Origin of the sequence: Pseudonocardia petroleophila, from assembly GCF_014235185.1 — a bacterium.
Classification (GTDB): Bacteria; Actinomycetota; Actinomycetes; order Mycobacteriales; family Pseudonocardiaceae; genus Pseudonocardia; species Pseudonocardia petroleophila.
Window position 1 is genome coordinate 5,050,171 of the sequence record NZ_CP060131.1, and the last position, 21,390, is coordinate 5,071,560.

The following is a 21,390-nucleotide window of genomic DNA, read 5'->3' on the forward strand; positions in this document are numbered from 1 at the left end:
GTCCTCCCGCAGGTCGGGGACGGTCAGCTGTCGATCACGCAGTCGCCGGCCGCGGCCGTGACGCAGGTCTGGATCTTCTCGGCGGGGGCGCCGCGCTCGATGCGGCGCTCGGTGCCGTCGCGCAGGTCGCGGACCGCGCCGGAGCGCAGCGGCACGACGCAGCTGTGGCAGATGCCCATGCGGCAGCCGAACGGCAGCGCGACGCCCGCGCCCTCCCCCGCCTCCAGCAGCGTCGTCGCGCCGTCGGCGTCGACCTCGCGGCCGGACGTCGCGAACGTGACGGTGCCGCCCTCGGCCTCGCCGCCGGTGAGGTCGGCGGAGAAGCGCTCGACGTGCAGCCGGTCGCCGAGCCCGGCGTCGCCCCAGACCCGTTCGGCCTCGTCGAGCATCGCGTTCGGGCCGCACACCCAGGCCTGGCGCCCGCGCCAGTCGGCGCAGACCCGGTCGAGCCCGGCGAGGTCGAGGCGGCCGTCGCGGGCGGTGTGCCGCAGGTGCACCCGCAGCCCGGGGTGCTCGCGGGCGAGCCGGTCGATCTCGTCGGCGAAGAGGGTCTCGCGCTCGTCGGGCGCGGAGTGCACGAGGACGACGTCGGACAGGGTGCGACGGCGGTGCAGGGTCCGCAGCATCGCCATGATCGGGGTGATGCCGCTGCCCGCGGTGAGGAACAGGATCCGCTCCGGCGGCGGGTCGGGGAGCACGAACTCCCCGCGGGGGGCGGCGAGGCGCACCACCGTGCCGGGGGCGACGCCGGACACCAGGTGCCGGGACAGGAAGCCCTCGGGCATCGCCTTGACCGTCACCGAGACGTGGCGCTGGTGCCGCGTCGGCGGGGAGGTCAGGGAGTAGGAGCGCCAGTGGAAGCGCCCGTCGACCTCCACCGCGATGCCGATGTACTGGCCGGGGGCGGAGTCGAACGGCCAGCCCCAGCCCGGCTTGATGACGAGCGTCGCGGCGTCGCCCGCCTCGGGCACGACCTCCACCACCCGCCCGCGCAGCTCGCGCGCCGACCACAGCGGGCTGATCAGCGACAGGTAGTCGTCGGGCAGCAGCGGGGTGGTGAACCGCGCCGCCGCCGCGCGCAGCCGGCGCGTGCCGCGCGGCAGCCTCGCCTCCGTGCTCATCCGCTCGCCTCCCGTGGCCGCCGGTGTACGCGACATCGTGACGGGCGATCACGATGGGCCACCGGACTCGGCGGCGATGGTGTCACATCGGCGTCAGGTCGGCTCGATGTGACCGAGCCAGGTCGTCAGGAGGCCCTCCAGCCGTGCGGCCTCGTCGGGGGTGAGGACGTCGAGGAGGCGCCGCTCGTTGCGCATGTGCTCGGTGAACGCGCCGTCGATCAGCGTGCGGCCCGCGTCGGTGAGGGCGACGACCCGGCCGCGGCCGTCGTCGGAGGCGGGTCGGCGGGTGACCAGACCGGCCTCGACCAGCCGGTCGATGCGCTTGGTCATCGCGCCGGTCGTGACCATCGTGAACCGGGCGAGCTCCCCGGGCGCGCGCTCGAACGGCGCGCCGGCGCGGCGCAGCGCGGCGAGGACGTCGAACTCGCCCTCGGCGAGGCCGTGGCGGCGGTAGACCACGCACAGCTCGTCGGTCAGGTGCGCGGCGAGGCGGTGCAGCCGCCCGATCACGCCCTGCGGGGACACGTCGAGGTCGGGACGCTCGCGCGCCCACTCGGCCTGGATCCGGGCGACGTGGTCGGGCTCGGTCATGGCCCCACTATATCTTCCTTGGAAGGTATATGGTGTCTTCCATGGAAGCTACCTGGCGGCGGGTACTGGTCACGGCGATCGCGCCGGTGGCCTGGGGCAGCACCTACTTCGTGACGCGCGAGTTCCTCCCGGCCGGCCAGCCGCTGCACGGGGCCGCCCTGCGCGCGCTGCCCGCCGGACTGCTGCTGCTCCTGCTGTGCCGGGCCCGGCCGCGCGGGGCGTGGTGGTGGCGGTCGGTCGTGCTGGGCGTGCTCAACACGAGCGCGTTCTTCGCCCTCGTCTACGTCGCCGCGCAGCTGCTCCCCACGAGCGTCGCGTCGGTGGTCATGGCGACGTCGTCGGTGGTGATGATGCTCGTCGCCTGGGCGGTGCTGGCCGAACGGCCCGCGCCGGTCGCGGTGGCGGGCGCGGTGCTGGGGATCGCCGGGGTGGCCGCGATGCTCCTCACCGCGACCGAGGCGGTGAGCCCCACCGGGGTCGCGGCGTCGGTCGCCGCGATGCTGATGTCGTCGGTGGGGTTCGTGCTGGCCCGGAGGTGCAGCGGCCAGGTGCCGGTGCTCGCCTCGACGGCGTGGCAGCTCGTCGCGGGCGGGCTGGTCGTCCTCCCGGTCGCCCTGCTCGTCGAGGGCGCGCCGCCCGCGCTGGACGGGCCGGCCGTCGCGGGCTTCGCCTACGTGGGCGTCGTGGCGACCGCGCTGGCCTTCACGGCCTGGTTCACCGGGCTGCGCCACCTGACCGCGGGCACCGTGGGGCTGGTCGGGCTGCTCAACCCGGTCACCGGGGTGCTGCTCGGCACCGCGCTCGCCGGTGAGGCCCTGAGCGGGCGCCAGGTCGCCGGGATCGCGCTCGTCCTCGCCGGGATCGTGCTCGCGCTCCCACGGCCCCGCGCTGGTCGGGACCCCGGAACGGGTGGCGGAGAAGATCCTCGACCACCACAGGTCCTTCCGCCACGACGTGCCGTCGGTGTCGGTCGACCCGACCCTGCCCTACGCGCAGCAGCGGGAGGTGCTGACGCGGTTCGCCGAGGAGGTCGCCCCGGTCGTGCGCCGCGAGGTGAGCACCACGCTGTGGGGACCGCGGGACCCGGGGCGGGCAGCGGGGTCCACCGCCGCCCGACCCACCCCGATTGCGCACGGGGATGATCGTCGGCCAGACTCGTGCCATGGTGCGCACCCTGCTCGAGGCCTTCTGGCCCAGCCGGCGCATCACGCACTTCGACGAGCTCTGTCGCCCGGCCGCGTAGCGCGACCGCACCCTCCCGTCCCGGTCGTCACCCGCGTGGTCCCGGCGTGCCCGGGTGCCCCCGTCCGGGTCGGCGGCCACGACACCCCCGCACCACACGAAGGAGACACGTCCATGGCTCTGCAGATCGGCGACACCGCCCCCGACTTCGAGGCCGAGACCACCGAGGGCACCATCCGGTTCCACGAGTGGATCGGGGACTCCTGGGCCGTCCTGTTCTCGCACCCGCGCGACTTCACCCCCGTCTGCACCACCGAGCTGGGCTACCTCGCCAACAACAAGGCGGAGTTCGACCGGCGCGACGTCAAGCTGATCGGCCTGTCGGTCGACCCGCTCGACAACCACGAGAAGTGGGCCGCCGACATCGCCGAGACCCAGGGCACGGCGCCGAACTACCCGCTGATCGGCGACTCCGAGTTCGTCGTGTCCAAGCTCTACGGGATGCTCCCGGCCGAGGTGTCCGGCGACCCCACGCAGCGCACCCCCGCGCAGAACGCGACCGTGCGCAACGTGTTCGTCGTCGGCCCGGACAAGAAGGTCAAGCTCGTCCTCGTCTACCCGATGACGACCGGCCGCAACTTCGACGAGGTCCTGCGCGTGATCGACTCGCTGCAGCTCACCGCGAACCACCGCGTCGCCACGCCGGCGAACTGGAAGCAGGGCGAGGACGTCATCATCGCCGGCTCCGTCTCCGACGACGAGGCCAAGACGATCTGGCCGGACGGCTGGGAGTCCCCGCGCCCCTACATCCGCATCGTGCCCCAGCCCAGCTGATCCGGACCCGGGTCGCCCGGGGGCGGGCGTCGCGGCCGTAGGCTCGTGGCGCCACGCCGGGAGGTCCTCATGCGCACGCCACTGGCCCGACGGGCCGCCGCCGCCCGCGACGCGGTCCTGCACCGGGTCCTGCGCGTGCCCGGCGAGGCGCAGCCCTACGTCCGCGAGGACGACCTGGCCGCCCCGATGCGCGACGGGGTCTCGCTCCTCGCCGACCGGTACGTCCCCCAGGGCTCGACGGGTCCGCAGCCGGTCGTGCTCGTCCGCTGCCCCTACGGCAGGCGCGGGCTGCTCGGCCAGGTGTTCGCGATCCCGCTGGCCCTGCGCGGCTTCCAGGTGCTGGTGCAGAGCACGCGGGGCACGTTCGGCTCGGGCGGGGAGTTCCGGCCGTTCTGCCACGAGCAGGAGGACGGGCTCGACACGCTGGAGTGGGTGCGGGCCCAGCCGTGGTGCGACGGGCGCGTCGCGACGGTCGGCGCCAGCTACTTCGGCCACACGCAGTGGGCCGTGGCCCCCTACGCCGACCCGCCGCTCGCCGCCTCCTGCCTGGACATCACCGCCTCCCGGGTGACCGCGGCGTTCTACACCGACGGCGTGCCGAACCTGCAGAACGCGCTGGGCTGGACGCAGTCGATCGGGACCCAGGAGCGCGGGGTGCTCCCGCCGCTGGTGCCGAACCTGCGCCACGCCCTGCTGATGCGCCGGGCGCTGCGGACGCGGCCGCTGCAGGCGGCCGACGTGACCGTCGCCGGCTCGCCGGTGCAGTTCTGGCGCGACTTCTGCGAGCACGCCGGGCCGGGCGACGGCCACTGGGTGCAGGCCGACCACCAGGACGCCGACCTCGCCGCGGTCCCGCCGACGAGCATGGTCAGCGGGTGGTGGGACCTCTTCGCCGCCGAGCAGCTGCGCGACTTCACCCGCCTGCAGCGGGCCGGCAAGGACGTCCGGATCACCGTCGGACCGTGGATGCACGGCGAGCCCCCGCAGATCGCCGAGATCGTGGCCTCCTCGGTGCGTTGGCTCGACCGCCACCTCGACGGCGTCGACGACGACCCCGGACGGGCCCCGGTGCGGCTGTACCTGCAGGGCGCCGACCGGTGGCTCGACCTCGCCACCTGGCCGCCCACCGAGTCGACCGCCACCGCGTTCCACCTGCAGCCGGGCGGCGGCCTCGACACCGCACCGCCCACGGCGGAGCAGGCGGCGAGCACCTTCGTCTACGACCCCGCCGACCCGACCCCGGGCGTCGGCGGGCCGCTGCTGTTCCGGCCGGCCAAGCAGGTCGACAACGCCGCGGTCGAGGCCCGCGCCGACGTCGTCACGTTCACCGGGCCGGTGCTGACCGCGCCGCTCGACCTCGTCGGCGAGCTCTCCGCCGTCGTCCACGTGCGCACGCAGCTCCCGCACACCGACGTGTTCGTCCGGATCTGCGACGTCGACGCGCAGGGCCGCTCGCTCAACGTCGCCGACGGCATCCGCGGCCTCACCCCCGACACCGCCGACGCCGCACCCGACGCCGACGGGGTCAGGGAGGTGGCGGTGTCGCTGTTCCCCACCGCGTACCGGGTGCCCGCCGGGCACCGGCTGCGCGTGCAGGTCTCCGGCGGCGCGTTCCCGCGCTACCGCGCCAACCCCGGCACCGGCGAGCCGTTCGCGGGCGCCGTCTCCGGGACGCCCAACCGGATCGAGGTGCTGCACGACGCGCGCCGCCCCTCGCGGGTGGTGCTGCCGGTCCTCGGCCCGTAGCCCCTCGCGGGTCCGCCCGGCGGGTCACCGACGTCTCCCCGGACCGTTCGACCGTAGGCTGTGACCGGTGCCGGATCAGCAGAGCGCAGGAGCCGCGGGGTGGGTCGGCCACGTGCTGGCCGGGCACCGCCTCGACGCGCTCATCGGCGAGGGCGGGATGGGCGTCGTCTACCGGGCGACGCACCTGCGGCTCGGCCGCACCGTCGCCCTCAAGGTCCTGCCGCCCGCGCTCGCCGCCGACCTCGACTACCGTCGCCGGTTCGAGCGCGAGGCCGCGATCGCCGCCAGCCTGGAGCACCCGAACGTCGTCCCGATCTACGACGCCGGCCACACCGACGGCGTGCTGTACCTGTCGATGCGGTTCGTCGACGGCGAGGACCTCGGTGCCGTGCTGCAGCGCGAGGGCCGGCTGGGCATCGAGGGGCTGTGCGCCGTGCTCGGGCCGGTCGCCGACGCGCTCGACGCCGTCCACGAGGCCGGGCTGGTGCACCGCGACGTCAAGCCGGGCAACGTCCTGCTCGTGCGGGCCGGGCGGCCGCGCGGCGGGCAGGTGTACCTGTGCGACTTCGGGATCGCCAAGGGCGCGACGGCCGCGGGCAGCGACATCACCTCCGCGGGGCAGTACATGGGCACGCCGCAGTACTCCTCCCCCGAGCAGATCGAGGGCCGGTGGGTGGACGGGCGCTCGGACCAGTACGGGCTGGCCTGCCTGGCCTATCGCTGCCTCACCGGCGAGGTCCCCTACCCGCGCCCGGAGATGGCCGCCGTCGTCTACGCCCACCTCGCCGCCGACCCGCCCCGGCCGAGCCGGCTGCGCCCCGACCTGCCCGCGGCCGTCGACGCCGCCGTCGCCCGCGCCGCGGCGAAGCACCCGGACCACCGGTTCCCCACCTGCTCGGCCTTCCTCGACGCCCTGCGCGCCGCCGCCCACACCCCGGTCCCCCGCCCGCGGCCCCGGCCCCGCCCGACCGCGCCGTACCCGACGGCGGCACCCCGCCCGATGGAGCCGGCCGCGACGACGCGGGCCCCCGGCGGCCCCACCCGGCGGATCGGCACCGAGGACCCGGCCCCGGACGACCCGGCCCCCGCCCGGACCCTGCCCCTGCCGGACACCGCGGTGGTATCGGAACCGGGACAGCCAGAACCGGGCCAGCCGGAACCGGGCCAGCCGGACCCCGCACAGCAGGCGCCGCCCGGCGTGCCCGCGCCGGTCGACGTGCGAGCCGAGCGCGGCACCGACGACCACTCCGTCACCGTCAGCTGGACCGCGGGCGGACCGCAGGACGTCGAGTACAAGGTCACCCGGCTGACCGCGGAGGGTCGCCGGCAGGTGGTGGGGCGCACGCGCTCCACCGGCATCGTCGACGGCGCCGTCGCCCCCGACGCCCCCGTCCCGGTGTACGAGGTCACCGCCCGGCTCGGCACGACGGTGTCGCCGCCCGTCGGGACCTCCACCGGCGGGCCCGCCGCGGAGCCGGAGCCACCGGGCGGGATCCCCGCGGTGCGCCACCTCGTCGTCACGGGGCCGGGGACGCTCGCGTTCGAGTGGCCCCCGGGGATCACCGAGGCGATGGTGGTGGTCCGCCCCGACCGGCTCCCCGAGACGCCGGACGACCCCGCCGCCACCGCCTGGAAGATCACCAACATGCGCTACGAGCTCGACGGAGGGCTGCGCCTGCCCAGCTCCGTCCCCCTGCCCTGCCACGTGGCCGTCGCGTCCTGCCGCCGCGTCGACGGCGGGCTGGTGGTCGCGCCCGGGTTCGACCCGAGCGCGACCACCACCGTGGGCTCCTGAGGTGGCCCCGCCGCCCGAGGACCCGGCGGTCACCCGCGCCCTGGAGGAGGCGCCCGAGCAGCGCTACGTCGGCGAGCGCGACCTCACGTCCTGGCCGACCGCGGTGGGCGCGGGACTGGTCCACCTGGCCGGACGGCTGCGGCAGCGGCTCACCCCGCAGGCGGTGCTGCTGGTCGTGCTCGCCGTCGGGCTGGTCCTGGCCGCGGGGCTGACCGCGCTCGCCGGTGCCGTCTACGACGCCGTCACCGAGGACGACGGGGTCGCCGCGCTGGACCGCCCGCTGCTCGACGCGGTCGTCGGGCTCCGCACCCCGACGCTCGACACGGTCGTCACCGGCTTCTCCGCGCTGGGCGGGCCGGTGGGCATGCCGGTGCTCGCCGGGGTCGTCGCGGTCGGGCTCGCCGCGGCCTGGCGGCAGTGGACGCCGGTGCTGCTGGTCGCCGCCACCGCCGCCGGGTCGCTCGCGCTCACCGTCGTCGGGAAGGCCGCGGTCGGCCGCGTCCGGCCGCCGCTGGCCGACGCGGTGCCCCCCTACGAGGTCAGCGCCTCGTTCCCGAGCGGCCACACGCTCAACGCGATCGCCCTGGCCGGGATCGTCGCCTACCTGGTCGTGCGCCGGCAGCGCACCAAGCGGGGCCGGACCGCGACCGTGCTCGCCGCGGCGCTGTTCGCCCTGCTCATGGGGGTGAGCCGGGTGTACCTGGGTCACCACTGGCTCACCGACGTCCTCGTCGCCTGGGCGCTCGGCCTGGCCTGGCTCACGGTCGTCGTGACCGCGCACCGGTTGCTGCTCACGCTCCGGGCCGCCCGGCACGCCACGCCGGACCCGGCGCCCTCCGATCCCGCACGCTCCGACCCGGCCCCGCCGCCCACCCCGGACTGAGTCGATCGCCACTCCGCCCGCGTCGCGGCGCCGGTCCGCGGCCGCCAGGCGGTAGGCTGGACCCCGAGATCCGACCCCGCTGGGCTCTGCCCGTCCGGCACGGCCGGCCCGCGCGGGCGTGTTCCCGGGCGGCTGTCCGGCCCCGCGGTGGCGATCTCCCGAGATCCACGGGCCGGTTCGCGTCCCGGAGGAGCCGTCCGGCCCCTCCTCGAGACGCCCCACCGGCCCGCAGCACGGTGCTCGGCAGGCCGCCAGACGGCCCGGCCGGGCACGGCGAAGGAGGAGTACGTGGCTCGACGAGGCCAGCCCCCCGCAGGGGCTCGCCGGGGCGCCCCCCGCGACCGACGACGCGGCGGCGACCGCCCGGAGGACGTCCTGTCGGCGCTCGCCCGCACCGTCCGGGAGGTCGAGACCGCCCTGAAGCGCGGCGGCCGGGCCACGCCCGCGACGCGCACGAAGTTCCAGGCCGCCGCGCTGCTGCTGCGCGAGGAGCGCGCCCGGGTCCGGGCCGACGAGTCCACCGGTGAGCGCCAGCGCACCGAGCGGCTCAAGCGCCTCGACGAGATCGCGAAGACCCTCGCGATGACCGCGGTCCGCGACCAGGCCCTGCTGGCCCTGCTCGCCGAGGACGCCGTCGTCTCCGACGAGGCGCGGTCGCTGCGCGGGGAGGTGCTGCGCCGGGCCGGGATCGTGACCGAGCCCGAACCGGCGCCGGCGCCCGTCGAGGCCCCGGCCGCCCCGGCGAAGCCCCGCGTGGTGCCGCAGTCGGTCGTGTCCCGGCAGCTGGCCAACCCCTTCCTCGCCCCCGACTTCTCCGCCGCCCGGCCCAGCGCGCCGCGCCCGTCGCCGCTGGCCGGCTGGGAGCTGCTCGGCCCGCTGCTGCGGTCCTTCGAGCGCGCCGGCGGCGGGGCGTCGGCGTGCATGACGCTGCCCGCGCCGTCCTCGCGGACCGCGCCCGGCGGCCGCGAGCTCATGCCGCACCAGGCCCGGCTCGTCGCCGCGGCCGCGGCCGGGCACCGGACGTTCCTGCTCGCCGACGAACCCGGGCTGGGCAAGACCGCGCAGGCCCTGCTCGCCGCGGAGGCGGCCGACGCCTACCCGCTGCTCGTCGTCGTCCCGAACGTCGTCAAGACCAACTGGGTGCGCGAGGCCGGGCTGTGGTCGCCGCACCGCGCGGCCACCGTCATCCACGGCAACGGCGACACCATCGACGGGTTCGCCGACATCGTCGTCGTCAACTACGAGGTGCTCGACCGGCACGTGGGCTGGCTGGGCGACTTCCGGTTCCGCGGCATGGTCGTGGACGAGGCGCACTTCATCAAGAACAAGTCCTCCCAGCGCTCGCAGCACGTCCTGGAGCTGTCGCAGCGGATCCGGGAGTTCACCGCGCGGCCGCTGCTGATGGCGCTGACCGGCACCCCGCTGATCAACGACATCGAGGACTTCCTCGCGATCTGGCAGTTCCTCGGCTGGATCGACGCGACCAAGCCGCTGGGCGACCTGATGGACGCCCTCACCGCCACCGGGCTGACGCCCGCCGACCCCGGCTTCTACCCCGCGGCGCGCAGCTCCGTCGTCGACCGGGGCATCGTCCGCCGCCGCAAGGTCGACGTGGCCGCCGACATCCCCGCGCGGCGCATCGCCGACCTCCCGGTCGAGCTCGACGGGGCGGCCGGCCGGTCGATCCGGGCGGCCGAGCGCGAGCTGGCCCGGCGGATGGTGGCGCGGTACGAGACCGCGCTCGCGAACCGCCGCTCCGGGGCGCTGGTCGAGGGCGTCGACCACGACCTCGTGCGCCAGGTGGCGCGGTGGGAGCAGAAGGACGCCGCGGAGGCGAAGTCCGGCGACAACGTCTTCGGCATGATGCGCCGCATCGGGCAGGCCAAGGCCCACCTGGCCGCCGACTACGCCGCCCAGCTGGCCCGCAGCGCGGGCAAGGTGGTCTTCTTCGCCAAGCACGTCGACGTGATGGACGCCGCCGAGGAGACCTTCACCGCGCAGGGGGTCCGGTTCTCCTCCATCCGCGGTGACCAGACCTCGGCGGTGCGCCAGCGCAACATCGACGCCTTCGTCAACGACCCCGAGGTCGCGGTCGCGGTCTGCTCGCTCACCGCGGCGGGCGTCGGCATCAACCTCCAGGTGGCCTCCAACATCGTGCTCGCGGAGCTGTCCTGGACCGCGGCGGAGCAGACCCAGGCCATCGACCGCAGCCACCGCATCGGGCAGGACCAGCCGGTCACCGCGTGGCGCATCATCGCCGCGCAGACGATCGACGCCCGGATCGCGGAGCTGATCGACAGCAAGGCCGGGCTGGCCGCCCAGGCCCTCGACGGGTCCGACGAGGAGGTCGGGTCCTCGGCCGACGTGCAGCATGCGGCGCTGGTCGCGCTGCTGACCGAGGCCCTGTCCAGCGATCCGGCGTACGCCTGACGTGGTCGACCGCACCCCGGACGGCCGGTGGATCGTCGTCGACGGGCGGCGGTGGCGGGCGGCCGACCCGGAGCTCCCCGACGACGTCCGCGCCGAGCTGCTGCACCACCTCGGCGTGGCCCGCAGCGCGGTCCGCACGGCGGGGCGGGCGGGCGACGACGAGGCGGTGCGCCGCGCCCGGGCCCGCGTGCAGGCCGCGAAGACCGGGCTCGGCGAGCGCGGCGACCCCTGGTGGGAGCAGGACGCCGACGCCCGCGCGGCCCGGTGGACCGCGGCGCTGCGGACCCTCGGCGAGGGGTAGCTACTCCTCCTGCAGCGCGGCCCGGCGCAGCGGCTCGGTCCGGAACAGGTCATCGAACACGCGCGCGCGGTCGAAGGACAGCGCGTGCTCGCGGCCGCGCCGCTCCAGCGAGCGCCGCTCGTGCTCCGACATCTCCAGCACCACCCGGTCCAGCGCCGCGGTGATGGCCACGACGTCCCCGGCCGCCACGATGACGGCCGCGTCGCCGACCGCCTCGCCGGTGCCGCCGGTGATCGCGGTGATCACCGGGCCGCCCCCGGCGAGCAGCTTCTCGGTCAGCGCGATCCCGAACGTCTCGACGAAGTCGGGCTCCTCCTTCGTGGGCAGCGCGTAGGTCGCGCACCCGCGCATGAGCAGCGGCTTCTCGTCGTCGTCGACGTCGGTCAGGAAGACGATCCGGTCGTCGCCCGCGGCCAGCTCCCGGACCTCGGCCAGTGCCGGGCCGGTGCCCGCGACGACCAGCTTCACGCGGTCGCGCGCCCGCGACGCGGTGTAGGCCCGGACCAGGTCGAACACGCCCTTCGCCCGGGAGATCCGGGACAGGAACAGCACGTAGCCGTCGCGCTCCAGGCCGCGGCGGCGCAGCGCCGCGTCGACGGCGTCCGGGTCGAGGTCGAGGTAGGCGGAGGTGTCGATCGGCGGGTAGCTCACGGTCACCCGCGCCCGGCACTGCTGCGCGAACAGGGTGCCGCAGTGCGCGTCGACCGCCTCAGCGGACAGCACGATCTGGTCGCGCGTGTACTCCGAGACCGCGACGACCTCGTCGTGGGCCAGGAACGTCGTCAGCAGCGCGACGGCGGCGCCGAACCGCTCCTCGCGCAGGCAGGAGCGGATGACGTTGGTGACGTCGGAGCCCACGGCCTTCGCGATGGTGTGGACCTCGCCGAGGAGGCCCGCCGCGTGCGCCGCCGTCACCGCGTCCATGACGACGTTCGCGTGCGGGGCCAGGTACATCGACAGGCACGTGGTCGGCACGGGCTCCGCGAGCAGCTCGACGAGCCGGCCGGTGAGGCCGGCGAGGCCCCGCCCGTCCGGCACGCGGTAGTCGCCGACCGGCTCGGGCCGCTCGACGGTGATGCCGGGGCCGTAGGGCTGCAGCCGGTCGAGCGGCTTGAGCGGCAGCCCGGCGGCCTCCAGCGTCGCGATCGGCCAGGTGAGCAGGCGGACGTCGTCGAAGCCGCGGGTCAGCGCCACCTCGGCGAGGTTGCGCGCCTCCCCGGAGTGGCCGCAGATCACCGGGTCGGCCCGCACGACGATCACGAGCCGGCGCTCGGGGTAGGTCACTCCCCCGTTCTCGCCGCGGGCGCGTCGGACAGCGACGGGGGTCGCGCCGACCGGCCCCACGCCGAGGGCTCCGGGCCCAGTTCCAGGTGCAGCACTCCGCCGCGGTGCACGTCCGAGGCGCTGATGTGGGTCGTTTCGCATGGCCGTCCGTTCAGGGTCGCCGACTGCACGTACTGCGCGGGAGGTGTCTCGTGGACGCCGTCCGCGCCGATGGGGGTGTCGCGGTGCCCGGTGGTCTCGATGACGAACTCCCCGCCGCCGACGCGCAGTGCCGCCCGGGCGAAGGCCGGCGCGTTGACGAGGAACAGGCCCTGCCCGGCGACCGGGAAGAGGCCGAGGGAGGCCCAGACGTACCAGGAGCTGAGGCCCCCGGAGTCGTCGTTGCCGGGCATACCGCCTGCGCCGGTGCCGAACTGCCAGGTCAGCGCGGCGTGCACGACGTCGGCGGTGCGGTCGGGGCGGCCCGCGTAGTGGTAGGCCCACGGCGCCTCCATGTCGGGCTCGTTGTTGAGCCCCTCGAACCGGTTCAGGGCGTAGCCGGCGGCCATCTCCGCGGCGGGCGGGGCCAGGCCCGGCTGGGTGACCGCGGGCGCGCCGAACCCGAAGAAGGCGTCGAGCATCCCGACGAACGCGTCGTCGCCGCCCGCCAGCGCGATCCGGGCCCGCATGTCGTGCAGCAGCCGGAACGAGTAGTTCCACCGCCCGCCCTCGTAGTACTCGGAGTCGAGCAGCAGGCCGGTGGAGGCGTCGAACGCGTTGACCCACCGGCGGGCGCGCCCCTCCAGCTCGTCGGCGAGGCGGCGGTCGCCCAGGGCCCGGGCGACCCGGGCCGTGCAGTGGTGGCCGTAGGCGAGGTCGAGCGTGTGCGTGATCGGGTGCACCACGCCGTCGTCGACGAAGTTCTCCCCGTAGAGGCGGCGCAGGTCCGCCTCCATGTGCACCAGCGCCCAGCTCCAGTCCAGCGCGCCGGACCCGGTCGCGTGCGCGTCGGCCAGCGCGGTGTGGGCGAGCGCGCTGGCCTGCCGGAAGAACCGGTCGGCGCCGCGGGCCATCCGGTACCCGATGGGGAAGTTGCCCTCCTCCTCGCAGACCCGGATCAGCGACTCCAGCAGGTCCGCCGCCCGGTCCGGGACGATCGCCGCCAGCAGCGGGATCTGGGTCTTGTAGATGTCCCACATCGTGCAGACGTCGAACGCGAACGGCCCGGACGTCGGCCAGAAGGGCTCTCGTCGTCGGCGAAGCACGGCTTGATCAGCGAGTGGTACATCGCGGTCGCGAACACCGAGCGCCGGGCCGGGGTGCCGCCCTCGACCCGCACGCGGTCGAGGTGGTCGCCCCACCGGGCACCCGTGCCGGCCCGCACGGCGTCGAAGGACGGTCCGGTCCCGCCGCACTCGCGACGGAGGTTCTCCCGGGCCTGCTCGCAGCCGCGCAGGGAGAAGCCCAGCCGCACCTCGACGGTCTGCCCGGCGCGGGCGCGGCCCAGGAACAGCAGGCCGAAGGGGCGCAGCGTGGTCTGCCGGATGCTGTCGAAGTCGAGCCGGGTGCCGCCCTCGACGAGGCGGCGGTCGTACCAGAGCATCTGCCGCCAGCCCGGGCTGCTCACCTCCAGGTGCACCGACAGCGGCACGCCCTCCATCACCACCGTGCCCTGCGCCCGGCCGTGCCCGAGGCTCTCCACCTGCGCCCGCAGCGGGACGGTGCGCCCGTGGTCGATGGCGAGCCCGCCGCAGGACAGGTCGAGCACCAGCCGCGCGCTGCCGCTCTCCGGGAAGGTGTAGCGGTGGACGGCGACCTTCTCGCCGACGGTGAGCTCGCAGCGGATGCCGGTGCCCAGCGTGGCGGCGTAGTACCCGGCCTCCGCCGTCTCCTCGTGCAGCGGCCACGCCTCGCCGAGGTCGTCGAGCGGCGCCACCATCGGGGTGACCCGCACGTAGTTGTAGTACTTGCGGATCGCGCCGGTGCCGGACTGCTGGAAGTGGGTGAACCCGGACGCCTGCTGCGTCGGGAAGATCTCGACGGGAAGGCCCTCGGTGCCCTTGTCGTAGCGCCCGTAGCCGGTCGGGTAGGCCCCGGAGTAGGCGCAGGCCGAGACCATCCCGAGCGGGGAGGTGGCACCCGGGTGCGTGTTGCCGACCAGCGGCTTCGGGAACCACCACGTGGCCGCGAGACCGTCCGCGGGCGGGAGGCTCGTCGCGGCGGTGCCGATGAAGGGATCGACGTCGTGGAGGATGAGCGGAGTATGGGGTGGGGGCCGGTGACCGGTGGTTACGGCGCCGTGAACTCGGGTGGCGAGAGCTGCGGCCGATCCGGGCGCTCCACGAAGTCCGGCGGACGGTGGGCCCGGACCGGCGACGGGTCCCCCTCGAACCGCTCCACCTCCACCAGCGCGTGCTGCCCGGAGGTGCCCTGAGCCAGCCGGGACGTGCCGTGGTCGCGGGTCAGGACGTTGGGGTTGCCGTGCGCGCACAGCTCGGTGTCGCCGACCGGGTCGAACCACGCCCCGGTGGGGAGCTGCACGACCCCGCGGCGGACGCCGTCGTCGAGGCGGGCCCCGGCGAGGCAGGCGCCTCGGTCGTTGAACAGGCGCACGACGTCGCCGTCGGAGATGCCCCGCTCGGCGGCGTCGTCGGGGTGCATCCGCACGGCCTCCCGGCCGCCGACCTTGTGGCGCCTGCTCTCCGCCCCCGCGTCGAGCTGGCTGTGCAGCCGCCCGCGCGGCTGGTTGGCGATCAGGTGCAGCGGCCACCGCGCCGCGTGCGGGGAGCCCAGCCACTCGACGGGCTCGAGCCAGGTGGGGTGGCCGGGGCAGTCGTCGTAGCCGAAGCCCGCGATCGTGGCGGAGAACAGCTCGATCCGGCCGCTCGGGGTGCGCAGCGGGCGGCCGTCGGGGTCGGCGCGGAAGCCGTCGAGGAAGGTGCGGTCGGCGGGCTGCACGGGCAGTGTGAGCAACGGGGATGCGAGGAAGTCGTCGTAGGGGGGCAGGTCGACGCCCAGCCGCGGCCCCGTCGACGTCGCCCAGGTCTCGTAGAGGTGCCGGAGCCACTCGTCGGCGGACCGGCCTTCGGTGAACGCATCCCCCACCCCGAGCGCGTCGGCCAGTGCCGCGAGCACGGCGTGGTCGTCGCGGGCCAGACCGAACGGCTCGACGACCCGGTGCATCGGGACGAGGTGGTGGTCGGTGCGCGACGCGCCGATGTCGGTGCGCTCCAGCGGCGTCGTGACCGGCACGACGATGTCGGCGTGCTTGGCCATCGCCGTCCAGAACGGCTCGTGCACCACCACGGTGTCGACGGTGGCCAGCGCGCGCCGCAACCGGTGGAGGTCCTGGTGGTGGTGGAACGGGTTGCCGCCCGCCCAGTAGACGAGCCCGATGTCGGGGTAGGTCAGCGTCGACCCGTCGAACTCGAACGGTTCGCCGGGGTGCAGCAGCATGTCGGCGACGCGGGCCACCGGGATGTGGTCGGCGACCGGGTTGACGCCCTGCGGCAGCGTCGGCACGCGGACGCCCGCACCGGGCACGCCGACGTCGGCCATCGAGCCGTAGCCATGGCCGAATCCGCGGCCGGGCAGCCCGATCTGGCCCAGCACCGCCGCGAGCGCGATGCCCGCCCAGGGCGCCTGCTCGCCGTGCTCGGTGCGCTGCAGCGACCACGTGACCGTGACCAGCGTGCGGGACGCGGCCATGCGGCGGGCGAGGGCGCGGATCGTGTCGGCGGGGACGTCGCAGCGCTCCGCGGCCCACTCCGGCGACTTCGCGACGCCGTCGCTGCGCCCCGTCACGTACGCGAGGAGCTCGGGCGCGCCGACGCAGTAGCGCTCCAGGAACGCGGGGTCGTGCAGGTCCTCGGCGACGAGGACGTGCATGAGCCCGAGCATCATCGCGACGTCGGACGCCGGGCGGATCGGCAGCCACGTGGAACCTGGGGAGTCCTCGCGCAGCGGGCTGACCGTCACGACGTCGACCGAGCCCCCGACGGCCGCCCGCAGGTGCTGGTCGGCGGTGTGGCGGACCATCCCGCCCGGGTTCATCGCCGTGTTCTTGCGCGGGATGCCGCCGAAGGCGACCACCAGCTCGGTGTGCTCGCGGATCACCGCCCAGTCGGTGAGCCCGGTCGTGACGTCGACGCCGCGGCCCACGACGTGCGGCATGAGCACGCCGGAGGCGCCGTAGCTGTAGTTGCCGACGCCGGAGACGTAGCCGCCGAGGCAGGTGAGGAAGCGCTTGAGCTGGCTCTGCGCGTGGTGGAACCGGCCGGCGCTGGCCCAGCCGTAGGAGCCGCCGAAGACGCCGCGCGGCCCGCGCTCGGCGTAGACGTGCCGCAGCTCACCGGCGAGGACCTCGATCAGCTCGTCCCACTCGACCTCGACGAAGCCCTCGCGTCCCCGCCCGTCGGACGGGCCCGGACCGTCGCGCAGCCATCCCTCGCGGATCGCGGGCCGGGCGATCCGCACGGCCGGGTCGACGGCGGACGCGAGGTTCGCGAGCAGCGGCGACGGATCGGGATCGGCGGGGTGCGCACGCACCTGCACGGTGCCGTCGACGGCACGGGCCTCGAAGGCTCCCCAGTGCGAGCTGCTGGTGACGTACGGGTTCGCGGCGATCTCCGTACTGTGTACGACGGTCCGACCGGAGGTCAACACCCCGTGCTCAGGCCGCCGCGATCCGCCGCCCGAGCGCCCGCAGCGGCGGGCCGGGGTCGGCGAGGCAGCGGGCGAGGTCGGGCTCCACGTCGCCGAGGACGTGCACCGGCCCCAGCCCGGCGGCGGCCGCCCGGCCCGGCGTGATCGCAGACCGGCCGCAGACCACGGCCACCGCCACCCCGGCCGACCGGGCGGCCGCCGCGACGCCGACCGGGGCCTTGCCGCGCAGGGTCTGCTCGTCCAGCGCCCCCTCCCCGGTGATCACCAGCTCCGCCCCGGTGAGCTGCTCGCGGAACCCGACGAGGTCGAGCACGACGTCGATCCCGGGGCGGGGCCGCGCCCCGAGCACGGCGAGCGCGGCGAACCCGACCCCCCCGGCGGCCCCGGCCCCCGGGGCGGCGGCGTCCGCCCCGAGGAGCGCCGCCCACCGGGCCAGCGCCGCCTCCAGCACCGCGACCGCACCCGCGTCGGCCCCCTTCTGCGGGCCGTACACCGCGGCCGCACCGGTCGGGCCGAGCAGGGGGTTGTCGACGTCGCTCGCGAGCACGAACCGGGTCGCGGCGAGCCGGCGGTCCAGCCCGGACAGGTCGACGCGGTGCAGGTGGGCCAGCGCCGCGCCGCCGTCGGGCAGCGCGGCGCCGTCGGCGTCGAGCAGCCGGGCACCGAGTGCGGACAGCATCCCCGCGCCGCCGTCCGTGCAGGCGCTCCCGCCGACGCCGAGCACCACGGTCGTGGCCCCGGCGTCGAGCGCCGCGGCCACCAGCTCCCCCGTGCCGCGGCTGGTGGCCCGCAGCGGCGCGGGCCCGTCGGTCAGGTGCGCGAGACCGGACGCGGCGGCCAGCTCCACGACCGCCGTGCCGTGCCGGATCGCGACGCCGGTGCGCACGGGGGCGCCGGTCGGCCCGGACACCGTGGCCGGGACCGGCCGGAAGCCCGCGGCGACGGCGGCGTCCAGCGTGCCCTCCCCGCCGTCGGCCACCGGGAGCTCGACGGCGTGCCGGCCCGCGTCCCGGACGCCTGCCGCCAGGTGACGGGCCGCCTCGGCGGCGGTCGCGGAGCCCTTGAACTTGTCCGGGGCGACGAGGATGTGCCCCATCAGCGCAGCGGGATCGTCGCGGTCGGCGCGTCCTCGGCGGTGCTCGCCAGGTCCTCGAACTCGGTCACGGCGTCGATCTCGGTGCCCATCGCGATGTTCGTGACCCGCTCCAGCACGACCTCGACGACGACCGGAACGCGGTGGGTCGCCATCAGCTCGCGGGCCCGGGCGAACGCGGCCGCCAGGTCGCGGGGGTCGGTGACCCGGATCGCCTTGCAGCCCAGCCCCTCAGCGACCTTCACGTGGTCGACGCCGTACTTCCCCAGCTCCGGGGAGTTGACGTTGTCGAAGCCGAGCTGCACGCAGTAGTCCATCGCGAACCCGCGCTGGGCCTGCCGGATCAGCCCGAGGTAGGAGTTGTTCACGACGACGTGCAGGTAGGGCAGGTTGAACTGGGCCCCGACGGCCAGCTCCTCGATCATGAACTGGAAGTCGTAGTCGCCCGACAGGGCCACGACCGGCGCGTCCGGGTCGGCGACGGCGACCCCCAGCGCCGCGGGGGCCGTCCAGCCCAGCGGCCCCGCCTGCCCGCAGTTGATCCAGTGCCGCGGCCGGTAGACGTGCAGGAACTGGGCGCCGGCGATCTGGGAGAGCCCGATCGTCGACACGTAGCGGGTCTCCGGCCCGAACGCGCGGTTCATCTCCTCGTAGACGCGCTGCGGCTTGACCGGGATGTCGTCGAAGTGGGTGCGGCGCTGCATCGCGCCCTTGCGCCCGGCGCACTCGCGCACCCAGGCGTCGCGCGGCGGGAGGGCGCGGTCGCGGGCCGCGGCGAGCATCTGCCGCAGGAACGCGCCCGCGTCGGAGACCACGCCGTAGTCGGGCGCGAACACGCGCCCGATCTGGGTGGGCTCGACGTCGACGTGCACGAACGTGCGTCCCCGCCGGTAGACCTCCAGGCCGCCGGTGTGCCGGTTGGCCCAGCGGTTGCCGATGCCCAGCACGAGGTCGCTCGCCAGGAGCGTCGCGTTGCCGTAGCGGTGCGCGGTCTGCAGCCCGGCCATGCCCGCCATCAGCGGGTGGTCGTCCGGGATCGCGCCCCAGCCCATCAGCGTGGGGACGACGGGGACGTCGAGCAGCTCCGCGAGCTCCACCAGCTCCGCGCAGGCGTCGGCGTTGACGATCCCGCCGCCCGCGACGATCAGCGGTCGCTCGGCGGCGGCCAGCAGGTCGAGCACCTTCTCGGCCTGAGCGCGGGTGGCCACGGGCCGGTGCACGGGCAGCGGCTCGTAGGTCTCGACGTCGAAGTCGATCTCGGCGAGCTGGACGTCGATCGGCAGGTCGAGCAGCACCGGACCGGGGCGCCCGGAGCGCATGAGGTGGAACGCCTGGGCGAACGCGCCCGGCACCTGCCCCGGCTCCAGGACGGTCATGGCGAGCTTGGTGACCGGCCCGGCGATCGCGGCGATGTCGACGGCCTGGAAGTCCTCCTTGTGCAGCCGCGCCACCGGCGCCTGCCCGGTGATGGCCAGGATCGGGATCGAGTCGGCCGACGCCGAGTACAGCCCGGTGATCATGTCGGTGCCCGCGGGACCCGAGGTGCCGACGCAGACGCCGAAGTTGCCGGCCCTCGCGCGGGTGTAGCCCTCGGCCATGTGCGAGGCGCCCTCGACGTGGCGGGCGAGGACGTGGGTCAGGCCGTCCCCCGTGGCCTCGGCGTCGGCGCGCATGGCGTCGTAGAACGGGTTGATCGCGGCGCCGGGCAGGCCGAACACGTGCGTGACTCCCTCCTTGCGCAGGATGGCGACGGCGGCGTCGATGGCGCGCATGCGGGTCACTTCGTGGTCCTTCCGGAGAGGGTCTCGACCTGCAGCAGCAGCGCGCTGTGGTCGAGGGAGCCGTGGCCCTGGGCGCGCAGCGAGGCGACCAGCTGGGCGACGTGCGCCCCCAGCGGGATCGCGACGCCGGCCTCGCGGGCGGCGGCGGTGACGATGCCGAGGTCCTTGTGGTGCAGGTCGATGCGGAAGCCGGGGGCGAACTCCCGTGCCCGCATCCCGGCGGCCTTGCGGTCGAGCACGGTGCTCCCGGCCAGGCCGCCTGCGAGGACCCGCGTGGCGGCGTCGGTGTCGACGCCGTGGGCCTCCAGGAACACCAGCGCCTCGGCGACGAGCTGGATGTTCCCGGCGACGATCAGCTGGTTGGCCGCCTTCACGGTCTGCCCGGCCCCGGCCGGGCCGACGTGCACGACGGTGCCGCCGACGACGTCGAGGTAGGGGCGGGCCGCCTCGACGTCGGCCGCCTCCCCGCCGACCATGATCGACAGGGTGGCCTCGACCGCCCCGGCCTCCCCGCCGCTGACCGGGGCGTCGACGACGCGGACGCCGTGCTCGGCACCGGCCGCGGCCACTCGGCAGGCGACGTCGGGGCGGATGGTCGAGCAGTCGACGTGCAGCGTGCCGGGCTTGACGTTCGGGTGGATCTCGCGGGCCAGCGCCTCGACGTCCGGGCTGTCCGGGACCATCGTGATCACGACCTCGGCGTCGCGGACGGCGTCGACGGTGTTCTCCGCGGCCAGCCCTCCGGCGGCGACGAGCCGGTCGACGGCCGGTCGGGACAGGTTGTGGCCGACCACCTCGTGGCCGGCGGCGACGAGGTGGGCCGCCATCGGGCCGCCCATGATGCCGAGTCCGATGAACGCGATGCGGGTCATGACGAGAGCTCCTCGGTCCGCGCCAGCCAGTCGAAGGCGGCGGCGCTGGTGGTGGTGGGTGCGTACTCGAGCCCGACGCGGCCGGCGTAGCCCGCGTCGTCGAGCGCGGCGAGGTGGCGGCGCAGGTCGAGCGAGCCGGTGCCGGGCTCGTGGCGGCCCGGGGCGTCGGCGACCTGGACGTGGCCGATCCGGTCGACGTGCGCCGGGAGCGCGTCGAGGTCGTCGCCGTTGACGGCGAGGTGGTAGAGGTCGGCGAGCAGGGCGGTGCCCGGGACGCGGTCGACGACGGCGAGCGCGTCGGCCGCGGTGCGCAGCGGGTAGCGGTCGGCACCGGAGAGCGGTTCGAGCACGACGGTCGCGCCGATCCGGGACGCCTCGGCCGCGGCGAACGCGAGGTGGGCCTCGGCGAGGTCGTCCTGGCCGGTCGCCCCGTCGATGCGGTTGCCGTACAGGGCGTTGAACACCGACGTCCCGAGCCGCTCGCCGATCCCGACGGCGACGGCGACGGAGTCGCGGAACTCGCTCTCCCGCCCGGGCCAGGACACGAGGCCGCGGTCGCCGGCGGGCATGTCGCCCGCCGCGAAGTTGAGGCCGGTCAGCCGGACCCCGGCGTCCTGCACGGCGGCGACGAACGCGTCGACCTCGGCGTCGTCGGCGGTGGTGAACGGCCACCAGAACTCGACGGCGTCGAACCCGGCGGCGGCCGCGGCGGCGGGGCGCTGCAGCAGGGGCAGCTCGGTGAACAGGATGGAGCAGTTGACGGCACAGCGGATCGCCATGGGGCCCTCCAAGGGCGTGCGGGACTCGCAGGAAGGCCACCTTCCTGCCTTCTC

At 75.4% G+C, this 21,390-nt stretch carries 17 protein-coding genes; 7 read left to right on the forward strand and 10 right to left on the reverse strand.

Translation table 11 applies throughout. The features are described from left to right. Nucleotides 1-23: 23 nt before the first annotated feature. Both H6H00_RS24810 and H6H00_RS24815 read right to left on the reverse strand, forming a co-directional pair. Nucleotides 24-1,121 (reverse strand): ferredoxin reductase, encoded by a 1,098-nt coding sequence (locus H6H00_RS24810; RefSeq protein WP_255425359.1) that lies wholly within the window; start codon nucleotides 1,119-1,121, stop codon nucleotides 24-26. Nucleotides 1,122-1,214: 93 nt separating this feature from the next. Further along, nucleotides 1,215-1,712, reverse strand: a complete 498-nt coding sequence (locus H6H00_RS24815) for a MarR family winged helix-turn-helix transcriptional regulator (RefSeq protein ID WP_185718090.1) — start codon at nucleotides 1,710-1,712, stop codon at nucleotides 1,215-1,217. Nucleotides 1,713-1,753: 41 nt separating this feature from the next. Between H6H00_RS24815 and H6H00_RS24820 the strand changes: the two genes are divergently transcribed. The 7 genes from H6H00_RS24820 (at nucleotide 1,754) to H6H00_RS24850 (ending at nucleotide 10,883) form a co-directional block, all read left to right on the forward strand. Beyond that, complete coding sequence (locus H6H00_RS24820; RefSeq protein WP_185718091.1) at nucleotides 1,754-2,854, forward strand: DMT family transporter; 1,101 nt, start codon at nucleotides 1,754-1,756, stop codon at nucleotides 2,852-2,854. A gap of 214 nt (nucleotides 2,855-3,068) precedes the next feature. Continuing rightward, nucleotides 3,069-3,728, forward strand: a complete 660-nt coding sequence (locus H6H00_RS24825; protein ID WP_185718092.1) for a peroxiredoxin — start codon at nucleotides 3,069-3,071, stop codon at nucleotides 3,726-3,728. Nucleotides 3,729-3,797: 69 nt separating this feature from the next. Then, nucleotides 3,798-5,474, forward strand: coding sequence for a CocE/NonD family hydrolase (locus tag H6H00_RS24830; protein ID WP_185718093.1), 1,677 nt, complete (start codon nucleotides 3,798-3,800; stop codon nucleotides 5,472-5,474). A 67-nt stretch (nucleotides 5,475-5,541) separates the two neighbouring features. After that, nucleotides 5,542-7,269, forward strand: a complete 1,728-nt coding sequence (locus H6H00_RS24835; protein ID WP_185718094.1) for a serine/threonine-protein kinase — start codon at nucleotides 5,542-5,544, stop codon at nucleotides 7,267-7,269. A gap of 1 nt (nucleotide 7,270) precedes the next feature. Beyond that, on the forward strand, nucleotides 7,271-8,152 hold the full coding sequence (locus H6H00_RS24840) for a phosphatase PAP2 family protein (protein ID WP_221775659.1): 882 nt from the start codon (nucleotides 7,271-7,273) through the stop codon (nucleotides 8,150-8,152). A gap of 288 nt (nucleotides 8,153-8,440) precedes the next feature. Then, nucleotides 8,441-10,582: a DEAD/DEAH box helicase gene (locus H6H00_RS24845; RefSeq protein WP_185718095.1), complete on the forward strand. Its 2,142-nt coding sequence runs from the start codon at nucleotides 8,441-8,443 to the stop codon at nucleotides 10,580-10,582. Nucleotide 10,583: 1 nt separating this feature from the next. Further along, entirely contained in the window at nucleotides 10,584-10,883 is a 300-nt protein-coding gene (locus H6H00_RS24850; RefSeq protein ID WP_185718096.1) for a biopolymer transporter Tol, read from the forward strand. Here the strand turns inward: H6H00_RS24850 and H6H00_RS24855 are convergent, their stop codons facing one another. From H6H00_RS24855 to H6H00_RS24885, 8 genes are read right to left on the reverse strand one after another with little or no spacing between them, the layout of a single operon-like run. Continuing rightward, entirely contained in the window at nucleotides 10,884-12,167 is a 1,284-nt protein-coding gene (locus H6H00_RS24855) for a glycosyltransferase (protein ID WP_185718097.1), read from the reverse strand. Continuing rightward, the gene (locus H6H00_RS31980) at nucleotides 12,164-13,345 is read right to left on the reverse strand and encodes a glycoside hydrolase domain-containing protein (protein WP_221775660.1); all 1,182 of its coding nucleotides are present in this window, start codon (nucleotides 13,343-13,345) and stop codon (nucleotides 12,164-12,166) included. The genes H6H00_RS24855 and H6H00_RS31980 overlap by 4 nt, the downstream gene beginning before the upstream one ends. Continuing rightward, nucleotides 13,264-14,400 (reverse strand): glycoside hydrolase domain-containing protein, encoded by a 1,137-nt coding sequence (locus tag H6H00_RS31985; protein ID WP_255425872.1) that lies wholly within the window; start codon nucleotides 14,398-14,400, stop codon nucleotides 13,264-13,266. Before H6H00_RS31985 ends, H6H00_RS31980 begins: the two co-directional genes overlap by 82 nt. A gap of 35 nt (nucleotides 14,401-14,435) precedes the next feature. Continuing rightward, complete coding sequence (locus tag H6H00_RS32465; RefSeq protein WP_255425360.1) at nucleotides 14,436-16,808, reverse strand: molybdopterin-dependent oxidoreductase; 2,373 nt, start codon at nucleotides 16,806-16,808, stop codon at nucleotides 14,436-14,438. Nucleotides 16,809-16,818: 10 nt separating this feature from the next. Beyond that, on the reverse strand, nucleotides 16,819-17,907 hold the full coding sequence (locus tag H6H00_RS24870) for a glycerate kinase (RefSeq protein WP_185718098.1): 1,089 nt from the start codon (nucleotides 17,905-17,907) through the stop codon (nucleotides 16,819-16,821). Then, nucleotides 17,907-19,685 carry a glyoxylate carboligase gene (gene gcl, locus H6H00_RS24875; RefSeq protein WP_185718099.1) on the reverse strand — a complete coding sequence of 593 codons (1,779 nt, stop codon included), beginning with the start codon at nucleotides 19,683-19,685 and terminating at the stop codon, nucleotides 17,907-17,909. The genes H6H00_RS24870 and gcl overlap by 1 nt, the downstream gene beginning before the upstream one ends. Then, on the reverse strand, nucleotides 19,682-20,557 hold the full coding sequence (locus tag H6H00_RS24880; RefSeq protein WP_185718100.1) for a 2-hydroxy-3-oxopropionate reductase: 876 nt from the start codon (nucleotides 20,555-20,557) through the stop codon (nucleotides 19,682-19,684). Before H6H00_RS24880 ends, gcl begins: the two co-directional genes overlap by 4 nt. Next, nucleotides 20,554-21,336 carry a hydroxypyruvate isomerase family protein gene (locus tag H6H00_RS24885; RefSeq protein ID WP_185718101.1) on the reverse strand — a complete coding sequence of 261 codons (783 nt, stop codon included), beginning with the start codon at nucleotides 21,334-21,336 and terminating at the stop codon, nucleotides 20,554-20,556. The genes H6H00_RS24880 and H6H00_RS24885 overlap by 4 nt, the downstream gene beginning before the upstream one ends. Nucleotides 21,337-21,390 lie beyond the last annotated feature (54 nt).

Bases quoted from the DNA above. Each gene is read 5' to 3' on its own strand.
- H6H00_RS24825 (WP_185718092.1), top strand. From the start codon at position 3,069: ATGGCTCTGCAGATCGGCGACACCGCCCCCGACTTCGAGGCCGAGACC.
- H6H00_RS24815 (WP_185718090.1), bottom strand. From the start codon at position 1,712: ATGACCGAGCCCGACCACGTCGCCCGGATCCAGGCCGAGTGGGCGCGC.
- H6H00_RS24820 (WP_185718091.1), top strand. From the start codon at position 1,754: ATGGAAGCTACCTGGCGGCGGGTACTGGTCACGGCGATCGCGCCGGTG.
- H6H00_RS24810 (WP_255425359.1), bottom strand. From the start codon at position 1,121: ATGAGCACGGAGGCGAGGCTGCCGCGCGGCACGCGCCGGCTGCGCGCG.
- H6H00_RS24885 (WP_185718101.1), bottom strand. From the start codon at position 21,336: ATGGCGATCCGCTGTGCCGTCAACTGCTCCATCCTGTTCACCGAGCTG.
- H6H00_RS31980 (WP_221775660.1), bottom strand. From the start codon at position 13,345: ATGTGGGACATCTACAAGACCCAGATCCCGCTGCTGGCGGCGATCGTC.
- H6H00_RS24830 (WP_185718093.1), top strand. From the start codon at position 3,798: ATGCGCACGCCACTGGCCCGACGGGCCGCCGCCGCCCGCGACGCGGTC.
- H6H00_RS24880 (WP_185718100.1), bottom strand. From the start codon at position 20,557: ATGACCCGCATCGCGTTCATCGGACTCGGCATCATGGGCGGCCCGATG.
- H6H00_RS24870 (WP_185718098.1), bottom strand. From the start codon at position 17,907: ATGGGGCACATCCTCGTCGCCCCGGACAAGTTCAAGGGCTCCGCGACC.